Annotated in this window: 22 protein-coding genes; 5 read left to right on the forward strand and 17 right to left on the reverse strand. The window is 41.6% G+C overall.

The window, feature by feature from the left end; genetic code table 11:
• Positions 1-61: 61 nt before the first annotated feature.
• Both MHB67_RS10115 and MHB67_RS10120 read right to left on the reverse strand, forming a co-directional pair.
• Entirely contained in the window at positions 62-1,309 is a 1,248-nt protein-coding gene (locus MHB67_RS10115; RefSeq protein ID WP_206533740.1) for a ribonuclease H-like domain-containing protein, read from the reverse strand.
• Between the two features lie 24 nt (positions 1,310-1,333).
• Positions 1,334-3,580, reverse strand: coding sequence for a DEAD/DEAH box helicase (locus MHB67_RS10120; RefSeq protein ID WP_342492504.1), 2,247 nt, complete (start codon positions 3,578-3,580; stop codon positions 1,334-1,336).
• Between the two features lie 159 nt (positions 3,581-3,739).
• Between MHB67_RS10120 and MHB67_RS10125 the strand changes: the two genes are divergently transcribed.
• Positions 3,740-4,858 carry an NADH-dependent flavin oxidoreductase gene (locus MHB67_RS10125; RefSeq protein WP_235356863.1) on the forward strand — a complete coding sequence of 373 codons (1,119 nt, stop codon included), beginning with the start codon at positions 3,740-3,742 and terminating at the stop codon, positions 4,856-4,858.
• A 53-nt stretch (positions 4,859-4,911) separates the two neighbouring features.
• On the opposite strand, the gene MHB67_RS10130 is transcribed toward MHB67_RS10125, so the two are convergent.
• Positions 4,912-5,418 (reverse strand): PTS glucose transporter subunit IIA, encoded by a 507-nt coding sequence (locus MHB67_RS10130; protein ID WP_024422767.1) that lies wholly within the window; start codon positions 5,416-5,418, stop codon positions 4,912-4,914.
• A gap of 169 nt (positions 5,419-5,587) precedes the next feature.
• Here MHB67_RS10130 and MHB67_RS10135 point away from each other — a divergent pair, with 169 nt between their 5' ends.
• Entirely contained in the window at positions 5,588-6,007 is a 420-nt protein-coding gene (locus tag MHB67_RS10135) for an Hsp20/alpha crystallin family protein (RefSeq protein WP_342492505.1), read from the forward strand.
• Positions 6,008-6,026: 19 nt separating this feature from the next.
• On the opposite strand, the gene MHB67_RS10140 is transcribed toward MHB67_RS10135, so the two are convergent.
• From MHB67_RS10140 to MHB67_RS10150, 3 genes are all read right to left on the reverse strand, one after another.
• A complete protein-coding gene (locus MHB67_RS10140) occupies positions 6,027-6,485 on the reverse strand; it encodes a YppG family protein (RefSeq protein WP_225315529.1) in 459 nt (152 codons plus the stop codon).
• A gap of 108 nt (positions 6,486-6,593) precedes the next feature.
• Positions 6,594-6,974, reverse strand: coding sequence for a YppE family protein (locus MHB67_RS10145; protein WP_342492506.1), 381 nt, complete (start codon positions 6,972-6,974; stop codon positions 6,594-6,596).
• Between the two features lie 49 nt (positions 6,975-7,023).
• The gene (locus tag MHB67_RS10150; RefSeq protein ID WP_225315530.1) at positions 7,024-7,257 is read right to left on the reverse strand and encodes a DUF5446 family protein; all 234 of its coding nucleotides are present in this window, start codon (positions 7,255-7,257) and stop codon (positions 7,024-7,026) included.
• 197 nt (positions 7,258-7,454) lie between these two features.
• Between MHB67_RS10150 and sspM the strand changes: the two genes are divergently transcribed.
• Positions 7,455-7,559 (forward strand): acid-soluble spore protein SspM, encoded by a 105-nt coding sequence (sspM, locus tag MHB67_RS10155; RefSeq protein ID WP_024422772.1) that lies wholly within the window; start codon positions 7,455-7,457, stop codon positions 7,557-7,559.
• A gap of 23 nt (positions 7,560-7,582) precedes the next feature.
• On the opposite strand, the gene MHB67_RS10160 is transcribed toward sspM, so the two are convergent.
• The gene (locus MHB67_RS10160; protein WP_212048483.1) at positions 7,583-8,539 is read right to left on the reverse strand and encodes a DUF2515 domain-containing protein; all 957 of its coding nucleotides are present in this window, start codon (positions 8,537-8,539) and stop codon (positions 7,583-7,585) included.
• Between the two features lie 46 nt (positions 8,540-8,585).
• Here MHB67_RS10160 and recU point away from each other — a divergent pair, with 46 nt between their 5' ends.
• Positions 8,586-9,221, forward strand: a complete 636-nt coding sequence (gene recU / locus MHB67_RS10165) for a Holliday junction resolvase RecU (RefSeq protein ID WP_024428112.1) — start codon at positions 8,586-8,588, stop codon at positions 9,219-9,221.
• A gap of 19 nt (positions 9,222-9,240) precedes the next feature.
• Positions 9,241-11,955, forward strand: a complete 2,715-nt coding sequence (locus tag MHB67_RS10170; protein WP_133744138.1) for a PBP1A family penicillin-binding protein — start codon at positions 9,241-9,243, stop codon at positions 11,953-11,955.
• 240 nt (positions 11,956-12,195) lie between these two features.
• On the opposite strand, the gene MHB67_RS10175 is transcribed toward MHB67_RS10170, so the two are convergent.
• The 10 genes from MHB67_RS10175 to panB all read right to left on the reverse strand — a co-directional run bounded on the left by MHB67_RS10175 (position 12,196) and on the right by panB (position 21,378).
• Complete coding sequence (locus tag MHB67_RS10175) at positions 12,196-12,705, reverse strand: YpoC family protein (RefSeq protein WP_073206063.1); 510 nt, start codon at positions 12,703-12,705, stop codon at positions 12,196-12,198.
• Positions 12,702-13,364: an endonuclease III gene (nth, locus tag MHB67_RS10180; protein WP_024422776.1), complete on the reverse strand. Its 663-nt coding sequence runs from the start codon at positions 13,362-13,364 to the stop codon at positions 12,702-12,704. The genes MHB67_RS10175 and nth overlap by 4 nt, the downstream gene beginning before the upstream one ends.
• 17 nt (positions 13,365-13,381) lie before the next feature.
• Positions 13,382-14,086 (reverse strand): DnaD domain-containing protein, encoded by a 705-nt coding sequence (locus tag MHB67_RS10185; RefSeq protein WP_285708735.1) that lies wholly within the window; start codon positions 14,084-14,086, stop codon positions 13,382-13,384.
• 99 nt (positions 14,087-14,185) lie between these two features.
• Positions 14,186-15,478, reverse strand: a complete 1,293-nt coding sequence (gene asnS / locus MHB67_RS10190) for an asparagine--tRNA ligase (protein ID WP_024422778.1) — start codon at positions 15,476-15,478, stop codon at positions 14,186-14,188.
• A gap of 114 nt (positions 15,479-15,592) precedes the next feature.
• The gene (gene tseB, locus MHB67_RS10195; protein WP_024422779.1) at positions 15,593-16,078 is read right to left on the reverse strand and encodes a cell wall elongation/penicillin-binding protein regulator TseB; all 486 of its coding nucleotides are present in this window, start codon (positions 16,076-16,078) and stop codon (positions 15,593-15,595) included.
• A gap of 12 nt (positions 16,079-16,090) precedes the next feature.
• Entirely contained in the window at positions 16,091-16,261 is a 171-nt protein-coding gene (locus MHB67_RS10200) for a YpmA family protein (RefSeq protein ID WP_065214698.1), read from the reverse strand.
• Between the two features lie 132 nt (positions 16,262-16,393).
• Positions 16,394-19,186, reverse strand: coding sequence for an ATP-dependent DNA helicase DinG (gene dinG / locus MHB67_RS10205; RefSeq protein WP_133744140.1), 2,793 nt, complete (start codon positions 19,184-19,186; stop codon positions 16,394-16,396).
• Between the two features lie 113 nt (positions 19,187-19,299).
• The gene (panD, locus tag MHB67_RS10210; RefSeq protein WP_024422780.1) at positions 19,300-19,683 is read right to left on the reverse strand and encodes an aspartate 1-decarboxylase; all 384 of its coding nucleotides are present in this window, start codon (positions 19,681-19,683) and stop codon (positions 19,300-19,302) included.
• Entirely contained in the window at positions 19,676-20,542 is an 867-nt protein-coding gene (panC, locus tag MHB67_RS10215; protein WP_044333243.1) for a pantoate--beta-alanine ligase, read from the reverse strand. Before panC ends, panD begins: the two co-directional genes overlap by 8 nt.
• The gene (gene panB / locus MHB67_RS10220) at positions 20,539-21,378 is read right to left on the reverse strand and encodes a 3-methyl-2-oxobutanoate hydroxymethyltransferase (protein WP_044333241.1); all 840 of its coding nucleotides are present in this window, start codon (positions 21,376-21,378) and stop codon (positions 20,539-20,541) included. Before panB ends, panC begins: the two co-directional genes overlap by 4 nt.
• Positions 21,379-21,559 lie beyond the last annotated feature (181 nt).

The following is a 21,559-nucleotide window of genomic DNA, read 5'->3' on the forward strand; positions in this document are numbered from 1 at the left end:
TTTTATTTTCGGCCGAGAGCCGAACGTTGTCATTTTTTGCGCTTTCCCGGGTAATAATATTTCATTGCCCAACTTTTCTCAATAGCCGTTTTTTTCGCTTCTCAAGCTCTTTTGTGTCTCGCTCGCTTAACGATGAGAAAGATAATAAAGATTCCGTGATGGAAAGAGCTGACCTTGCATCTTTTTGGCGATGCTCTTTACACTTCGCAAGCTCTATACCCGCTTTTAATGCTAAATGGACATCACTTGATTCAAATAATGTTTCCCAAATTCGAACTGCTTCATCCCACTCGTTTAGACGTTTATATTGTAAGGAGAGATCAAAAGCCGCCTGATTGGCATGTTCAAAATCAGCACCTGTTAATTCCCGCAAATGCTTTGTAGCTTCCTGTACATCACGATGCGCGAGATGCCACCTAGCCAGTGCGTATTTCTCATCGTGCTCCTTTACCGCATCCATAGATAGAATTTTTTTGGATAGATGAATGTAGAGGCTAATTAACGAAAGGACGTCTAATTCATTATGAGTCAAAATCCCTTCAATGAGCTTCGGATTTTGTTCCTTTAAAAAATGAAAATAGATCATCGGTGCCAAAAAACCCGGTGTGTCTCCTTCCCGGTGAACGTGCAGCTCTTCTTTTTCAACCACAGATAGCGCCATTCGTTCATATTTATGCTTCCACAACCGTCTTGACCCATGCAGAAGATCAAAGTGGCCAAACTCTGGAAGCGCAGGGATTTGATCTCGTAGCAAAGTATGTCTCGTTTTCACTTGCGGCCAATCGAATGATTTTCCATTATATGTAACGAGCGATTCTACGTTCACTTCATCGAGAAAGCTTTTATAAAGAGCCGCTTCATTTCCCGGATTTGTGAGCAGGTGCTGTTTCACCACTACTTTGTCAGCAAAGACCCGCGCATGTCCTAGCAAGAAGATCATATTTCCCGTTCCACCAGATAATCCAGTTGTTTCTGTATCAAAGAAAAACAGTTCATGCGGCTTGTAACCTTTAGCCGATAGAGAATGCTGGATGCTGCTTTTGTTCCATGCCTCGATGATCTTTGGCAGTTCCGCAAACGAGTAGAGTCCATGCTTATCATCTAATGAATAGGTGACTTCTCGAATGAGACAAAAAGAATCCTCAAAGTGATAAGGAGCTGCACCCAATTGCTCCCATTCCTTTAAAAATGGAATGTTTTCGGCCGTCACAGGCAGAGGTTGCCCTTCCACTGGTTTTGGCCGTTTTTCGTTTGCCTGGTTGTGCGATAGGTGCTTCTTCATTCGATTTAATTTCCCTTTTAAAGACATGAGTATGTATCTTCCTCCTTCCCCTTAAAATACAGACATCAATTCTACAATGCTGCTTTTTCCGCTCACCTCTTTCATTTCCATGCCAATGCAGGATGGACAGCCGTTCTCACAGCGGCACCGCTCTATCAGCTGAATGGCTGCACCTGCTATTTCATCGAAACGAGCTTGGACTTCTTTGCTTAAGCCGATTCCGCCAGGGTAGTGGTCATATAAAAAGACTGTCGGTTTACCGGTATGTGCCGCTTTAATTTGTGAAACAACATGAATATCTGAGCGGTCACACATCACAAAAGCAGGTACAATGTGCTGAAGAACATTTGCGATGCCAAGCAGCAGCTGTTCAAGTGTTTTCTCTTCAAATCTCCGCTCTGCCTCGTGTAATTCAAACCAAGCCGCACTCGTATGAATTTCTTCTTCCGGTAAGTGAATCGGTCCAGACCCGATATTTTCACCAGTACTCAGACGGATTTTTTTAAATATCGTAGGCATTGCGTTGACAGTCACATCACCGTAGTGAACAGATACTGCTTCTTTCTCTGTCGTCTGATCGATTTCCAGTACCTTGAGCTGAACAGCTAAATTAGCATCTGTATAGTATTCTACATCTACTTGTTTCACATAAGCCTTCAAATGCTCGTAATCTAGCTTTTCTACTTGATACTGAACCCCTTCATGTAAATAAATCGCCTCATCATGAAGCAGTGTCATTGCACTGAATCGATCCATCTCTCCAATAATCCGAACATTCGCTACGTCGGATTGATCCACAATTACCACATTTTCTTGGCTTGCAGACCGCAGGCTGATGCCATGCGCTGGGAACGATTGATCTGACCAATAATACCGGTTCCCGCTAAAATGAAGAACCCCTTCCTCATGTAAGTATTGCAAAATGTCTTCTACTTCCATGCCGCCAAACTGTTCATCCGTCCGAAATGGCAGCTCGTAGGAAGCACATTTTAGATGATCCACTAAAATAATGAGATTTTCAGGATTGATTCTGGCTGCTTCAGGCGGTCTATTAAAGAAATATTCAGGGTGTCTGACAATATATTGATCAAGGGGTGAGGAACTCGCCACCATGATAATGAGCGCCTCCTCATGACGCCTTCCAGCACGTCCTGCCTGCTGCCATGTACTCGCTACACTGCCAGGATACCCCGTCATAATGCATACCTTTAGCTGACCTATATCTACCCCTAATTCTAGTGCGTTCGTGCTCACGACACCTAGAATGTCTCCTTCTCTTAACCCCTTTTCAATCACGCGCCGCTCTTTTGGCAAATAGCCTCCGCGATACCCGCGAATCGATTTTGGACCGATTTCTTTTTTCACAAGCTCTTGAATATGACTTAAAATCACTTCTACTCGTACTCTGCTTCTAGCAAAAACGATCGTTTGAATTTTTTCTTTTAAAAATGTTTTAGCCAATTGGTTGACGACAGTGGCAGCGCTTTGTCTAATATTTAATGGTTTATTCACCACTGGCGGGTTATAAAACACAAAATTCTTTTTACCGCTAGGCGCTCCGTTTCGTTCAATAAGATGCACTTTGCTCCCTGTGAGCTGCTGCGCCAGGTCTTTTGGATTTGCAATCGTTGCTGAAGTACAAATGAAAATCGGATCACTTCCATAAAATGCACAAATTCGTTTTAACCTGCGAATCACATTAGCCACATGACTGCCAAATACGCCTCGATATGTATGAAGCTCATCAATGACAATATACTTCAAATTCTCAAATAAACTGACCCATTTCGTATGATGAGGCAAAATAGCTGAATGCAGCATATCTGGGTTTGTGATGACAATATGTCCTGCTTGTCTGACTCGCTGCCGAATGGCCGGGGAGGTGTCCCCGTCATATGTTTCACTATGAATCGGAACATCCATCTCGTGGATGATCTCGTTAAGTTCACTCTTTTGATCCTGTGCGAGCGCTTTTGTTGGGAATAAATAAAGAGAGCGGTTTGTCTGATCTTCTGCAATCGACTGAAGAACAGGCAGATTGTAGCAAAGCGTTTTACCTGAAGCTGTTGGTGTAACCGTTACTACATGCTCACCATCCATTACTCGTTCAAAGGCTTCTTTTTGATGAATATACAGCTCTTTCACGCCTCGTTTTTCAAGCGCCTTTTTTAGCCTGTCGTCCACTCTTTCAGGAACGGGTGAGGTCTGTGCAGGCTTTGCTTCAATTTCATGCCAATGTTCTATCTGTTCGTCTTTCTTTAATTCTTCTATCAGTTCGTTCATTGTTTTCTTTTTCATATTGCGTCCACCTCTCATTCTAGTGTACCGAATATTTGTTTGCATGACTAGGCGGCAATTTTTTGATGCGGACTTATGAGCAAATACTTTGAACTGTTGTAACAGTATCGATTACACTTCTATAGTGAAATGATTTTATCAAGGAAGAAGATGATCAGATTGAAAAACGAATTTAAGCCTTTATTTGAACCTTTTACGTTTCCAGGAGGCGCCTCTATTGATGGCCGGTTAGTGGTTGCTCCAATGACACACTTCGGTTCTCATGACGACGGCACCATTTCAAAAGACGAAATTGACTTCATTACAGCTAGATCAAGTGACATGGGCATGGTGATTACAGCATGTGCGAATGTGACTCCAGATGGGAAGGCATTTGAAGGACAGCCTTCTATCGCAAGAGATGAAGATATCCCTGGCCTGAAAAAACTGGCTTCAGCTATCCAGGCAAAAGGAACAAAAGCCATCATTCAAATTCATCACGGCGGCTCTCAGGCTCTCCCTCATTTAGTTCCAAACGGTGATGTGGTTGCGCCAAGTGATGTGTTTAAAGATGGAAAACAAATTGCACGCGCTTTAAAAGAAGAGGAAATTACGCATATTATCGACTCCTTTAAAGAAGCGGCAAGACGAGCGGTTCAAGCAGGGTTTGACGGCGTAGAAATTCACGGGGCAAACGGTTATTTATTACAGCAATTTTACTCACCGCATAGCAATCAGCGTACAGATCAATGGGGAGGAAACGAAGAAAAACGTCTAGCTTTCCCTATTGCTGTTGTAGATGCAGTTAAAGAGGCCATCAAAGAGCATGCGGCTAAACCGTTTATCTTTGGATACCGGTTATCTCCTGAAGAGCCAGAAACTCCTGGTTTAACAATGACAGAGACGTTTACATTAGTGGATGTTCTCAAAACAAAAAGCCTCGATTATTTGCATATCTCTTTAATGGAGATTGGCTCTAAAGCAAGACGAGGCGCAGATTCTAATAAGACACGTATGGAACTGCTAAAAGAACGCTGCGGCGATGCTCTTCCGCTTATTGGAGTAGGCAGCGTCATTACAGCTGAAGATGCACTCCATGCTTACAATCAAGGAATTCCTCTCATCGCTGTCGCACGAGAGCTGATCGTCGACCCAGATTGGGCAAAGAAAATTAAAGAAGGCAGAGAACAAGAGATTGAAACCGTCATTAAACGCAGCCAAAAAGACAAGTATCTTATTCCAGAAGGATTGTGGTCTGTCATGGAAGCGAGTCAAGGCTGGGTTCCAATGGAGGATTAATGTTCTCACCTCAATAAAAAACTACCCTATCAATGGGTAGTTTTTTTCATGAACTATTTCATTTTCACTGTAAAGAGCTTGGACGTCTGCTTTTCTACAGAGCCTTTTGGTTCTTTATCAAGTCGTTCGATAAGGTCACCGTTCATAATCACAATCGGTGTCACTGTACTTGACGCTTTCTCTTCAATCAGTTCTAAATCACACGTAATAAGAGGATCCCCGATTTTCACCTTATCCCCTTCTTTCATGTGCGCTTCAAATCCTTCACCATTTAACCCAACTGTTTCAAGTCCGATATGAATCAGAAGCTCAAGCCCCGAGAGTGTTCGAATGCCAATTGCATGTTTTGTATGGAAGAGCTGAATGATTTCACCCTCTACTGGTGACACAATCGTCCCACTTTTTGGTTTTACTGCTACGCCGTCTCCCATCATCTTTTGAGAAAAGACGGGATCTGGTACATCAGTCATATCCATTAACTCTCCATCAACTGGAGAATAAATGACTTCTTCCTTTACATCATCTTGGTTTTTTCCGAAACCGAATAATTTTTTCAGCAATGTCAATTTGCTCCCTTCAAGCTTTGCTTCCTAAATCTATTTCGTGTATGAAACTTTACGCCCATACACCTTGCTTCATTCAACACTATTTAATCATAATTTTTTCCTCTCATCAATTGATAACCGCCTGAGCCCCCTCTGCATAGGCTGTAGATGAGAGGTGATTCAGATGAAACATGAAGGCGAAAAAAAACATGAAATGCTGGCAAATGAAGATATGATATATGAAGCGATTGAACAATTTTTTGCATCCTCCCCGTTTCACGAGATATTAAATAGTGCAGAGGCACTCATGACCACATCGCATTCACTTGTATCCATTACGACCGATGTGACAGAGGATGAACAGAATGTGTATATCGAGATTCAATTTCCAGACCATTTTGTCGAAGGAGACATTGCGCTAGAAGTAAAAGCCCAATATTTACACTTATCAGTACAGGAAAAAATCAAAACGAATACGACTACCTCGTATTCAAGTTTTACTAAAACGATTTTAATGCCGGCAAAAATAGATGAGACAAAAATGAAGAGTGTGTGGAAAGATCAATCGCTTCATGTGTCTGCGCCAAAGCAAACAACCCAATAGTTCAATCTATTGGGTTTAGCTATGCTTTAAAAATGCTTGTAAATCCTTTCGCCAATGAGCCTACTTGATTCATTGTACTCATCATTTGGCCAGCTGTATCAAACATTTTGTTAAAATCGTATTGCCCATTCGTCTTTTTGAATTGTGACAGCACACTTTTAAATTGAGATGGCTGCTGTTTTTGCGGCCTTGGCAATGGATAAGGGTTCATAGGCGGCTGCATGGGCATCATGCCTGGAGGCGGCTGCATTTGGGGTGGATTCATCGCTTCAGGCGGCTGCATAAGCGGCACGTTTTCTTGGTATCCATAAGGCGGCTGATAAACAGTAGATGGTGCCTGATTCATTCCCCCTCCACCTTGATACGGCGGCATGAAATAGTCTGGAGGCTGCGGAGGCTGCTGCATTTCTGGATACGGAAAAGGCCTTTGCGTGAATTGATTGAATTCATAAGGCTGCTGGTTTGAATAAGGGAACATCTATCTCGCTCCTCTCGCTCTCAACACATATTGATGTCACTCATATATTATGACCAAGAGCAGAAGATGTGCCTAAAGAAGCCATAAGAAAAACGCAGCATCATGTCTTTAGCTGCGCTTTTTGATTTCTTCTATTAAAAGATTCAGAGTGTAAACCACTGACTCAACTAAATTTTTTACACGGGGTGCGTGCTGTTTACCAAAATAAGATTGCAGGACAACCTCTTTACCATTTTCTTTTACGGCTTCAAGCTGTTCTTGGTGTAAATATCTAGGTTTGGCCTGCTCAATAAACGAGATCGCAGCGGTGAGCCACTCCTCTATTTTCTGATCAAATGTAACAACGGCCGGCTGAATATCCGTATAAAAATCATACGATGGGTACTCCTCTTCAGCCTTTCCCTTTTGGTACTGCTCATATGCTTCTTCGATCCATATTCTCAAGTTTTGTGTATGTTCAAGTAATGTTTGATTATCCAAAGTGTTCACCTCTATGAACCATCCTATCAAACGTTTACCTATTGCTCAAATAGAAAAGCTATCCGGCGTGATATGCCGGTCTTACTGCCAGTTTATACTCGGCTGCATGAAGCTTCACTTCACAGTCCTTTACTTCTGATTCAAGCCGGTCAATCATTTGTTCTTGCTCTTCTATCGCTGCACGTTTCGTCTGCTTCACAGCAAGAGACAGCTCTTCCTCCACTGCATCAATTTTTCGCTCGATTTCCTCTAACAACTGCATAATGGATTCTTTTGATACAAATTCGCTCATCATCAGATTCCTCCTTTATTGTCTCTCGTTACATTCTCTTTTCTTTCTCCCCCTCCTTCACACATGACAAAACTAGAAGCAAATCGCCAATCTAAGTGTAGATAAGCGCTATTTCTTCCTTTTCGACAGATGCTTGTCCTTCTTTGTATGATTGCGTCCGATTGTGTAAATTCTAAGGACAAAAGGAGGTAGATTTCATGAAAAAGCAGCCAGCACCAAAAGAGCAAAAGCCAAAAGGGAAAGAAAACAGTCCAGATCAGCTTGATAAAAAGCTCGGCGGTCCTAATCGTCCATCTACGTAAAAAAAGCAGGCACCCCCTGCTTTTTATTTATGCAAAAAATAATGCTCTAATGAGAAAAGAAAACGAAGCTGTCTTTTTTTATGGAAATACCAGTCGGTCAGATCAATCTGCTTTGGTAGCGGCTCTGCCTCAAATAAAGATGAACTCAATTTCTTTTGAAACCAATCTTCCCTTTGATCGTCTAATGAATGTGTCATCACCGGATAAACCGTCCGAAGAAAAGGTGTTGACCTTCTAGCGATCCCTAAAAACGGCTCAAAATCAAACCGAGACCCCGTATGCGGAACGGTATGCAAAAAATGATAAAAATCCGAAAACAAATCGGCTCGAAATAATAGTTTCGCTAGTTTTTTACCTAATGTAATGCGCTCCTTTACATTGGAAAACTTCCGTATGGTTAAGCCATACAAATGGCCGTCCACCGTTGGAAAAACAACGGTTTGGAAATGTCCCCACTCGCTGAAAAGATATTGAATCGAGTGAAAAACATTCTTTTTCAGAAGAGGATTTTGTATAATAGGAGATTGTATAGTATATTGTTCATTTATGATGAGTGCATATAGCAGACGCTCTGTGTCACGCTTTAGCCAGAAACGTTCCCACTCAGCGCTCATAAAACGAGACACGGAGAAATAAGGAAGCAGATGAAACAAAGGTTGACTGCACCTTTTAGACCATTCATACAAAAGAAGCTGAGGGTAAGCATCCGAAAAGATCAGCCAATTCGCTCTTTCATATGCTGTGAAAAAAAGGTGCCCCTGCTGATCCGTTAAACCTGGATGGAAGAGCTCGCCCTTTAAATCCGTCATGGACCACCCAGCATTTCTCGAGACAAAGGAAGCGAGCAGCGACCATTTCATCTCTGGATGCCGGTCATAAAAGCGCTTGTAAGCATTTGTCCTCGTCAGGTTGTCTTTATTTTTTGCTTTCGTTTCACGCAAAATTTGCTGAGTGATGATGTGCTCTTCTTGGGACAACATGGTGATCTCTCCAATACAAAATGCATTAAAAGGAGGCTGAAACTTGATGATTCGGTATCCAAACGGAAAATCGTATCAGCCCATTCAACAAATTGGGACAAAAAAAAGAATCAGCGGCGAATCCTCTTATAGTAACCGCGGGATGACGCTTGAGGCTGATTTAAATGAAACGAACCAATACTATTTGGTCAACGGGATCGCAGTCATTCATAAAAAGCCTACCCCAGTTCAAATTGTGAATGTGGATTACCCAAAAAGAAGTGCTGCTGTCATTAAAGAAGCCTATTTTAAACAATCATCCACAACAGACTATAACGGGGTGTATAAAGGCCGCTATATCGATTTTGAAGCAAAGGAAACCAAAAGCACTACCTCGTTTCCGCTCAAAAATTTCCACGACCATCAAATTGAGCATATGAAACAGGTTGAAAAGCAAGGCGGCATTTGTTTCGTTATTATATCCGCTTTTGGCTCCGTTTATTATTTGCCCGCTTCAGATCTCTTTTACTTCTGGGAGCGGCAGAAGAAAAACGGCCGTAAATCCATTAGCAAAGACGAATTAATGGAAGCTGGCCACATAATGACACTTGGATATTCGCCAAGAATTGATTATATTAAAGTAGTGGAGACACTTCATTTTTCGGATGAAAGCAATCAGCAATTACGTTCGAAAAAGGTTTAACACGAAAGGTTGAGATGTGATGTCTGATCAATTTACAAGTCGTGAACAGCGACGTAAAGCAAGTCAAGTTAACAATAAGAAGCAAAAGAACAAAAAAGGCAAAAAGAAAGCAGGTCTATTTAAAAAAATATTTTTATCTTTACTCGTGATCGGTCTACTTTGTTTAGTTGCCGGAATCACAACTTTTGCCGTTTTTGCATCAAGCGCTCCTTCTATTGATGATAGTAAGCTTAAAACACCATACTCTTCAAAGCTTTATGATAAAGACAAGAAAGTGTTTGCAGAAGTTGGTGCAGAAAAAAGAACGTATGTCTCGATAAAAGATATACCCGATGTGGTAAAAGACGCATTTATTGCGACTGAAGATGCACGTTTTTATAAGCACCACGGGATTGATCCAATCCGTATCGGCGGTGCCCTTGTCGCAAACGTTGAGGACGGCTTTGGTGCTGAAGGCGGAAGTACCATTACACAGCAGGTTGTGAAAAACTCCCTCCTAACCAATCAAAAGACGTTAAAACGGAAAGTACAGGAAGTATGGCTCTCGATTCAGCTTGAGCAAAAATACTCTAAAGATGAAATTTTGGAAATGTATTTAAACCGGATTTTCTTCTCTCCTTATGCTTATGGAGTTGGGAAAGCAGCTGAACAATTTTTCGGAGTCACAGATTTAAATAAACTAACCGTTGCACAAGCTGCTACACTTGCAGGTATGCCGCAGAGTCCTTCTGCCTATAACCCAGTGAAACATCCCGAGGCAGCGGAAAAACGCCGTAATATCGTTTTAAGCCTTATGAAAAAACAAGGCTACATTTCAGAAAAAGAATATGACGTTGCAAAAGCAACCCCTGTCAGCAAGACAGTTGTTTCAGCTAGTAAATATAAGAGCCAAAACTCTAGTAAGTACTCTGCCTACATTGAAGAAGTAATGGAAGAAGTACAGAAAAAAGCCAAAGTGGATGCATCAACTGACGGATTAAAAATCTATACTTCCCTTGATCGAAATGCACAGGATCATCTAAATGATATCATCAATGGAGATTCAGTTGGATTTACGAAAGGGATGCAGGCGGGTGTGACCCTGCTTGATACGAAAAATGGTGAAATACGCGCCATTGGCGGTGGACGTGATGTACCAGCCGGCGGCTTTAACTATGCGACGGATGCAAAACGCCAGCCAGGGTCCACAATCAAACCGATCTTAGATTACGGCCCAGTCATTGAAAACAAAAAATGGTCAACATATCAGCAAATTGATGATGCGCCGTATACGTACTCAGATGGTACACCGATTAACAACTTTGACAGAAGACATTTAGGTAAAATGTCGATGAGAAGTGCTTTGGCACAATCGCGTAACATCCCTGCACTTAAAGCATTCCAAGAAGCTGGTTCAGCCAATGCCGCTCAATTTGCTAATAATTTAGGCATGGACTTACCTTCTGATATTCCAGAATCTTATTCCATCGGTGGATTTGGAGATGGTGTGTCTTCATTAAAAATGGCAGGTGCATTTAGTGCATTCGGTAATAACGGATACTATAATGAACCGCACGCTGTCACATCTGTTGAATTTAATGACGGGACAAAGCTTGACCTTACGCCGGACTCAAAAGCAGCAATGAGTGATTACACAGCATTTATGATTACAGATATGCTGAAAACTGCTGTCCAATCTGGTACTGGTACACTTGCACAAGTACCGAACGTTCAAGTAGCTGGTAAAACAGGTACAACGAACTTCACACAAGACGATATTAATAAACACAATATCCCTTCTGGCGGTGCGAAAGATTCGTGGTTTGTCGGTTATACTCCGCAATATACAGCAGCCGTTTGGACTGGAATCGGCAATTCAAAAGATGCAGACGGCAAAATATGGCTGAATGATTACGAGCAGCGTGTGGCCAAAATCGTCTTCCAGCGATTGATTTCTCAAATTGACGATGGAAGCGGCTCATTTGAAAAACCAGACAGTGTCGTTGAAGCTACGGTTGAAAAAGGATCCGATCCTGCAAAATTAGCCGGACCGAATACACCAAGTGACAAGAAGACAACAGAATACTTTGTTAAAGGAACGGTACCAACAAAAGTCTCTGACACATACGAGAAAAAAGAAGCCGATAAGCCTTCTGATTTAAAAGCGGTGTATGATGAAGAGAAAAAATCCATCACACTGACTTGGGGCTATTCTGACGACGCTGATGCTACATTTAATGTCAAGCAAGCAGTTGATAATGGCGGCTATAAAGAGATTCAAAACAGCTCTGCTAAAGAAGCGGTTATCTCTGATGTGAAGCCTGGCTCCACTTATAAATTCCAAGTGACAGCCACTGTAGATGATGTCACGAGTAAAGCGGCTTCTACCTTCCTCACCATTAAGGATGACGCAGATGAGGAAGAAAAAGCGGATGATGAGAATAAAGAAGAAGAAGAACCGCAGCAGCCTGACGACGAACAGACAGACCAAACAGACGATAACAAAAATCAGCCCCCTGGCACTGATGAGCAAAAGCCTGATGACAAAAAAGATCAAGATAAGGATAAGGATCAGGACCAAGGTGGAAATACAGAAAACGGAAATAATGGTTCTTCAGAAAATGGCTCAGACAGTACAAATGGGAACAGCAACTCGCAAACTGATAATAAAGATAAAAAGAAAGATGATGAGAAAGCCAACTCTCAAAGTTCCAATTCGCAATCAAATGCTACTTCTCGAAAAGAAGATGAATAATGAAAAAGCACTTGCCTCCTTGGCAAGTGCTTTAAGATTGTTGACAAAGGGCTAAAATGATCTTGATTTTAGCCCTTTGTCTTCTTTTCAGCGTGATAGAAAACCTTTGCAGTCTAGGAAGGACGAGCATCGGAGCGGAGCGAATTTAACATTCGTGAGCACCGGAGCGCAGGACTGACAACGAATGCGAGGGTTTGTCTACACGCTTGAAAGCACTTGCCTCCTTGGCAAGTGCTTTTTTTAACGCTGCTGTCTGATTTTTTTTAGTGCTTCATATTTTCCATACTGCTTTTTTAATTCCGTGTATAGCTCGTCCAATTGAATAAAGCAGTGATATTGAGTTGGTTTTAGCAAAATGAACTCTATACGTTCCGTCCAATTAATCGGAGCAACAGGAAATGTCTCTTGCTTGATATGTTCCCATTCAAACGTTTGGACACTCTCCCCTTTGATCCAGTAAAACAACGCAATCATACTGACGATTCCTTGCAGCATATCATCTTCTTCACAGCGGGATTTTCTTGTTTGGAAACGAGGAAGCATTTTTTCTTTTAATTCGTCCCACAGCTCAAACATCACAGGAACAAATTCTTCCGTTTCCTGCCATGGAAACTCGTCTGTTAAAACTTCTGAAGATAGATCATATGCGAGCGGATTGGCTCTCAGTATATCTACTCGATCACCTTTAATCTCTACCTTTTTTTCTTTTAGCTTTTCGACATATGAGATGAAAACAGCTGCCCCGCTCATGCCAGCTTCACCAATCCTTTTTTCAGCCTCTTCTGCCCTTCTCTGCACATATCAAGAAGTGGACACGATTCGCACTGCGGCCGCTGCGCCTTACAATGATATCTCCCAAAAAAGATCAGACGGTGATGCGTCACAGACCAATCTTCTTTTGGCACCTTTTTCATCAAGGTTTGCTCTACTTCAAGCACAGAATCCTTCCAGCGGCAGATGCCTAGACGCTTGCTGACTCGTTCTACATGTGTATCTACTGCTATTGCCGGTACCCCAAAAGCGACTGAAACGACGACATTTGCTGTTTTCCGGCCAACCCCAGGAAGCTTAACAAGCTCGTCCCGGTCCTTTGGTACTTCACCGCCATATTCTTCAATCAGCATTTTGCTCAACTTTTGAATGTTTTTAGCCTTATTTCGATAAAGACCAATCGAGCGAATATCTTGCTGCAGTTCTTCAAGCGGTACACTTAAATAGTCTTCTGGTGTTTTATATTTTTGAAATAACGTTTTGGTGACCTTGTTTACAAGCACGTCCGTACATTGAGCAGAGAGCGCAACAGCAATCACAAGCTCAAATGGATTGGCATGAACAAGCTCACACTCAGCCTCTGGAAACATATCTCCTATAATATCTAAACACTCATTGATTTGTTTTTTTGATAACATGCCTTCTCCTTTATTGGTTATTGTTCCAGCCAATTATAAAAAGGAACTTGTCGTTTATAAGTGGACGTCTCTTCGTTTGAAGGTGGCGTTTTCTGCTGAGAACGGAAGTGCTGGCTATGTTTTTTTGCTTCTTTCGCTGTTTTCAGCCCTTTCTTTTTCCACTCAAATAAAATTCGATCAATATAACGGAAATTTAATTTCCCTGATAAAACGGCTTCTCTTAGTGCTAGCCGTATCATCTCAGCATCATGATGGTCTTGATCCATCCAGATCGAAAGTGTTTCTCCTTCAAGGGGTGACAGCGGTCTGCCGAATTCATCTTCAAATAAAGCATATAAAGATTTTTCAGCCTGCACCTGTTGTTTTTGAACTTCTTTCGCCTGTTTTGTTTCTAAAAAGTCATACAGAACGCCCCATAAAGGTTCTACCGAGTAACGGTCATGCTGAATACCAGACCTGTCTTCAAATGGCTGAATCGAGATAAATCCTTTTTGAATCAGATGCTGAACCATATACGCGCACTCTTCCGCTGAAATGGTCATGCCTTGAGAAAGCTCTTCAAATGTTTGAAAGAAAACGCCTTGTTCTTCATTCATTTTAATCTTGAGCATCACCATCATCTGTGATTCATTCAGTCCTAACTGCTCATAATGAGCAATCAGCAAATTAGGCAAACTTGTCGACCCCATTTGCTGCATATTAATAAATTGCTGCCTATTCATCGGATACACCTCTTCACTTTAAGTATATCACGTTTTATTTCACGTGCCTCTCTAAAAAGACGTTTGAAAAAGCCTCCATTTGTTGGAGGCTTTCACGTCTTAAGGGTATAAACGGTTTAATAATCTTGGGAAAGGAATGGTTTCACGCACATGCGGCGCTCCGCTAATCCAAGCAACTGTACGTTCAAGTCCAAGACCAAAACCTGAATGCGGTACAGAACCGTATTGTCTTAATTCTGTATACCATTTGTAAGTTTCCTGATCAAGCCCATGTTCTTTCAATCTTGCTTCAAGAAGCTCTAAATCATGAACACGCTCAGAACCGCCAATAATCTCTCCGTAGCCTTCTGGTGCAATCAAGTCTGCACAAAGGACAACATCTTCACGATCCGGTGCTGGCTGCATATAAAACGGTTTTAATGATGTTGGGTAATGAGTGATAAACACTGGTTTATCATAGCTTTCGGCGATCGCAGTTTCGTGAGGCGCTCCGAAGTCATCTCCCCATTCGATATCATCAAAGCCTTTTTCCTGCAAGAATTTAATCGCTTCATCGTAAGTGATGCGCGGGAATGGTGCTTTGATATTTTCTAATTTTGCTGTATCACGGCCTAATGTTTGCAGCTCCACTTTACAGTTTTCAAGTACACTTTGCACAACATGAGTCACATAATTTTCTTGATACTCAAGGTTTTCATTGAATTCGACAAAAGCCATCTCCGGCTCGATCATCCAAAACTCAATTAAATGACGTTTTGTTTTAGATTTTTCAGCTCTAAATGTTGGGCCAAATGAGAATACTTTTCCGAGTGCCATTGCTGCAGCTTCCATGTAAAGCTGGCCACTTTGAGAAAGGTATGCATCTTCATCAAAATATTTCGTAGCAAACAGTTCCGTTGTGCCTTCAGGTGCACTTCCAGTTAAAATTGGCGGATCTACTTTCACGAAACCTTCTTGATGGAAGTATTCATATGTAGCACGAATAATTTCGTTACGGATTTTCATAATGGCATGCTGTTTTTTAGAACGAAGCCATAAATGACGGTGATCCATTAAGAATTCTGTTCCATGCTCTTTTGGTGTAATTGGATAATCTGTCGCTTCATGAATCACTTCAATGGATTTCACTTGCAATTCAAAACCTAGCGGTGAACGCTCATCTTTTGTCACTTGACCTGTCACATAGACAGATGTTTCTTGAGTGACTGATTTCGCAAGCTTAAAGACTTCCTCTTCCACTTCTGCTTTTACTACGACTCCTTGAATAAAGCCTGTCCCGTCACGCAGCTGCAAAAATGCAATTTTTCCGCTTGAACGTTTATTGGCAATCCATGCGCCGATGGTTACTTCTTGATCGACGTGTTTGAACACTTGATTAATCGTTGTTTTCAACATAATTCCCTCCAAAGCCAGAAAGAAACTCACCTTTAGACAGGTGTGAATCTTTTTTCATACATTTTATTATAACCGTTCTAAATCAGCATGGTCAACGCAAGACAGGAGAAACTACGGTGTTAAATTTTTTTCCACGTGTCCTGTCGAGAAGTCGACATAGCTGAAGCTATATTGATTGTTTTCATTTAAATATGTCACTTCCCAAAGAAGTACGTCACCTTCTCTCGCTAATTTGACTTCTTTTAGCTTAGAGACCGTGTTCTCTTTTTGAACGGCTTGTACTGCTTGATTCGAGGTAATGCCTTCTTTTGCTTTTTTTGCGATCACTTTTTCTTTTTTGCTGGCAGGAACCCAAACGTAGGTCGTTTCATTCTGTTTGTTTTTCCCTTCAACAATAAATTGTTTTTCTTTCCCGACAAAGGTTTCCACTTGCTCCACTTGTACGATGTTTGCTTGTTCTTTTGCTCGTTCGATCGCTGCTTCATGCCCTTGTTCTCTTTGTCCCATGGCAATTTGATAAATCCACGTAAAGCTGATGATGCCAATAAGCAGAACGAGAGCCACTACAGATGAAATAATCCAGACTATTTTTTTCATGTCAAGCTTCCCCTATGTGCGATATATCGTAAATACCGCTTGATTTTGGTCTTCTTGATCTAATGCTAATCCAAACATGAGATCTTCTCTTTTAAGCGTTCTGTTCAATAAATCAACGATTTTGTATAGGTCTTCTGAATGCTTAATTTGAACAGTTGAAAGTACCTCTATTTTACTTTCCACTTCTAATTCCTCCTCGGTACGTAAATATTGTTAGTCATACTTTTCTGCACGGGAACCGATACTATTTTTACAACGGAACACAAAAAGCCGTTACGATAAATTAACTCCAAACCCACACCAGCTAAAGGCCGCTTATGACAGCGGCTTTTCGTTGTTAAGGTTTTCTATATACGCCTCAAGTGACTCTTTTGACATCTCGTGAACCGGCGCATGAGGGAGTGATTCTAAAAATAGTTTTCCATATGAAGCTGTTTTCACTCGGCGGTCTAAAATCAGCAATGTGCCTATGTCTTTTTCAGAGCGCAGCAAGCGTCCAGCTCCTTGCTTAAAGGTTAACACAGCTTCTGGTAAAGCGACGGCTTTAAACGGGTTTTTCCCTTGTTTTTTAGCTGCATCACATTTGGCTTCAATGAGAGGAGAATCAGGCGGTCTGAACGGAAGACGTGCCATGATGACTGTTGTCAGCTCTGAGCCCGGAAAATCAACACCTTCCCAAAAACTACCCGTACCAAGTAAAATGGCTTGTTTTGCTAATTTGAACATTTTCGTTAATTTTACAGGGCTTCCACCTGTCAAACCTTGAGCAAAAAGGGCTGACTGCATCCCTTCTGTTTTTAGCTCTTCATATACTGCTTTTAACATCTCATGTGAATTAAACAAAACCAATATTTTTGCATGCTGCTGCTTTTCCATAACCTTAATATATTGCGCAGCCTGCTTTACATAATCTCGTTCATCACGGTTTGTAATCGGCGGCATGTCTGCTGGAACAATGACCTTAAGCTGTTTTTCAAGTTCAAAAGGTGAATCAATTTGCACAAGATGAGGATAAAAATCTTGCAGGCCAAACCGTTCCAAGCAATAATCAAAGCGGTGATTGATGGTGAGTGTCCCTGATGTGAGGACAACACTCTTTTTGTTCATAAAGAAACGATCAGCCAAAAGCTCCCCAGTATCTAACGGCTGTGCATGCATAAAGACTGCGTTTTTGGCACCTTTTGCATCAATTTCAATCCAAACCGTTTCATCGTTTTTCGGTTCAAAGATAAACCGGTACAGTGTACTGCAAAAAGTATGCATAAACGACATGACTTGGTCGTATTCCTCTGCTTCAAAGGCAAAGTGTTCTGTCAGCTGATCACTTTTTTGAAGAAGCTCATTTTTTTGCTGTTCATACAGTTTCTCACAAGCAATTAACAAGGAACAAAGCTTACTTGCCGTTTCTTTAATCCGTTTCCACTGAGCATGCTTTGAATGATGACGTACTCTATGAATGAGACGATTGATGTCGGCTTTTGGTTTTGTCCTTTTCACAAATGAATGGACGGTGCTAAAGAAAGCGTCACTTTCCATTTGAAGCTGATTGAGATACTCATCCATTTCAATAAAGGTGTCTGTCTGTAACCCTGCATGATGAAATCTCTTTTTCAGTTTCTTTAACAGTCCGCTTTGCAAGGAGCCAAGCTGCGTTAATTTCGCGTGAAGCTGGATATAAGACGCACTATCCCCTAGTGCTTCATTGGCTGTTTTCTCAAATTGATGGGCTTCGTCTATCACATATACGTCAGCATGCTGAAAGATAGACGATGCCTCCGTTTGTGATAAAAGCAGACGATGATTCGTTAAAATTAAATCAGCTGTTTTTGCCCTTTTTTTGGCGCGCTCATAAAAGCAATACTCTTTAAAACGGCGCTTTTTCGATGTAAACGGCATATGCACACAGGAAATGCGGTCTTTTATATTGGCAGCTCCTGACGGTAAATTCAGTTCAGATAAATCACCTGTTTCTGTTACAAGGAGCCACATTAAAATTTGCGCCTTCGTTAAGACGACATCATAGTTATCATCTTCCTCATGAAGAACATGCTCAAACTTATCTAAACAAATGTAATGCGCCCGACCTTTAAATACACAGGCAGCAGGCTCAAACGGGAGCAATTGATTCAACATCGGCACATCGCGCTGAAGCATTTGCTGCTGCAAAAGGATGGAATATGTACTAATAATGACAGGTTTTCCTGATTTCCTCGCTTCTAGAGCAGCTGGGATGAGGTAAGCGAGCGTTTTCCCAATACCCGGTGCCGCTTCAATTAATGCATAGGCTCTTTCATGAAACACGTCTCTCACTTTATTCATCATTGTAAGCTGGCCTTCTCTTACCTCATACCCTTCTACCGTTTGCGGAAGCTTCTTTTTGATTTCCTCAAACAGCTGTTCATCATCTTCACTTACTGAATGTGTCGCCCTACTGATAGGATTGGTGACATCTTTTACAGAAAAAGAGCCGACTTCCACTAAAGAATCTTCCCGGCTATCATGGCTTGTTTCAAGCTGCTTAATTAAAAGTCCTATATCACTTAGGAGATAAGAGGATAATCTGCGCAGCTGCTTCAGCACATTTTTCGGTGTATGTTTTAATTGATGTAATAAAGTTAAAAATAACATGGCAGTAACTTCCGCATCACTATCCGCCCTATGCGGGTGGTCATGTGGAAGCATGAGCTCTTCACTTAATTCAGTGAGCTTATAACCTTCAAGCTCAGGATAAAGAATTCTAGAGATCTCAACTGTATCAATTGCTAGCACATCCAGCTCATTTTTCCCGCATGCTTTTAGTTCATCATTTAAAAAATTCAAGTCAAAATGAACATTGTGCGCAACAAAATAAGCACCCTGTATGAGATCATACACCTCTTGGGCAATGTCCTCAAAAAACACCGCATCGTCAACCATGTGCTGCTGAATGCCTGTCAGCTGTTCAATAAATCCTGGGATTGCTTTTCCCGGGTTCACATATTTTGAATACCGTTCGACAATTTGTCCATTTTCAATGACCACCGCAGCTATTTGAATGATTTTATCACCCTTTTTAGGTGAATTCCCGGTGGTTTCAATATCAACGACAACAAACCTTTGATCGGTCATAAAATGGACACCTCAATTCCTCGTTTCACCCTGAAGTGAAACACGCTCTGGACAAAATAGATGAAACAGAACAGCCTCTCTTCTGAAACTGTTCTGTTTCCACGGAGTCTGCGTTATAAAATCGTTCTCGCAGGCTCTTGCCCAATCATTTGTTCAATTTGATTTTGTTTATTTAACACGACCACTTTTGGTGTATGTGTCTTAGCTTCTTCTTCTGACAGCATCCCATAAGCGATAATAATGACTTCATCCCCTGGCTGAACGAGTCTCGCCGCCGCCCCATTTAGACAAATGACACCGCTCTTTCTTTCGCCGGGAATAATATATGTTTCAAGTCTTGCGCCATTATGATTATTGACAATTTGTACTTTCTCATTTGCCATCATACCTGCCGCATCAAGTAAATCTTCGTCAATTGTAATACTTCCTACATAATGTAAGTTTGCTTCTGTTACCGTTGCTTTATGAAGCTTAGATGTCATAAAGGTTCTATACATGTTTTTCACCGCTTTCAGGAACATGGAAAATCACATTATCAATCAGTCTTGCCCGTGAGAATTTGACCGCAACCGCCATAATGACTTGACCTGCTAACTGCTCAAGCGGCTCAAGTTCTGGATATGAGTAGATCTCAATATAATCTATTTCTCCGCACGTCTGAACAAGTTCCTCTTCAATCAGCTGGTACACACGACTGACATCATGTTCACCTTTTTCAACAGCTGACTGGCCTTTTTTTAATGCGCGGTATAAAGCGGGTGCTTCTTGTCTTTCTTTTTCTGACAAGTACACATTCCTTGAGCTTTTCGCTAAACCGTCTTCTTCTCTGACTGTCGGTACAGATACAAGGTGAAGATCAAAGAAGAAATCCTTGATCATCGCATCGATCACAGCGACTTGCTGTGCATCCTTTAGTCCAAAGTAGACATTTGTTGGTGACACAAGATGAAACAGCTTTGTGAGCACAGTGACAACACCGTCAAAATGTCCTGGACGTTTTTTTCCGCATAAGACATCTGTCCGCTTTTGAACCGTCATCGTAATAGATGGTTCATTTTGGTACATTTCCTTCACATCAGGTGTAAATAAAATATCCACCCCTGCTGCTTCTGCCAGACGCTGGTCTCTTTCCATATCCCTTGGATAGGATTCAAAGTCTTCATTTGGTCCAAATTGCAACGGATTGACAAAAATACTCATCACGACAATGTCATTTTGACCTCTTGCCTCTTTCGCAAGCGTCAGATGTCCTTCATGAAGAAAACCCATCGTTGGAACAAAGCCGATGGAATGCTGGTTTTCTTGATGCTGCTTGATTAACTCTTTTAGCTCGTGAATATGGGTGACAACGTTCATTTTTTGATTCCCCCATATAAGCCATCAAGGACTTCTTCTTTGATATGAAACGTGTGCATGTCCTCTGGAAATGTGCGTGCTTTTACTTCTTTTGTATATTGAATGAGCGCTTCTTCTAAAACAGTATCAATTTGCGCGTATTGTTTCACAAACTTAGGTGTTCTAGACACCCCGTATCCTACCACATCATGGTAAACGAGAACTTGTCCGTCTGCCTCAGCTCCTGCACCAATTCCGATCACAGGAATCTTCAGCATGTCGGTAATTCGTTTTGTCAGTTCGCCAGGTACACATTCCAGCACAAGAGCGATTGCACCGGCTTCCTCACATTTCAAGCTGTCTTCAATCAATTTTTGAGCACTTTCGTGGTCTTTACCTTGTACTTTATATCCGCCAAGTACACCAACTGATTGAGGTGTAAGGCCTAAATGACTGACGACAGGAATTCCGCCTCTTGTTAGAGCTTGAATGGATTCAAATACTCCATCTCCGCCTTCTAGCTTTAAGGCATCGGCACCACTTTCTTGCATGATGCGTGCAGCATTTTTCATTGTTTCTTCTAACGAATAATGGTAAGACATAAATGGCATATCAGTCACAACAAATGTGTCTTTTGCGCCTCTTTTCACTGCTTTTGTGTGATGGATCATATCATCCAGCGTGACTTGAACTGTGGAATCTAGTCCAAGTACAACCATCCCAAGTGAATCACCAACTAAGATCATGTCGACTTCCGCTTTTTCCGCTTGCTTTGCAGCTGGATAGTCGTATGCGGTCAGCATCACAATAGGTTCGTTTTGTTCTTTCATTTTGAAAAAATCTAGCTTTGTCTTCATTTGTTCCTCCTCATTCTGGAGAGGAGATGGCTTGCCTCACATCACATGCTTTGATTTCTCATGTGCGGCGAATCATCCCTCTGTCCAAGTCCCTTAGGATCAAGGCAGAAATTTATCGAATTTTTCTTCATAACAGGTACAGTTCTTTGCAGATACTGCCCACACGAAGTATATCAAAAAT

It is taken from the genome of Bacillus sp. FSL H8-0516 (genome assembly GCF_038635285.1).
Lineage (GTDB): Bacteria > Bacillota > Bacilli > Bacillales > Bacillaceae > Bacillus > Bacillus safensis.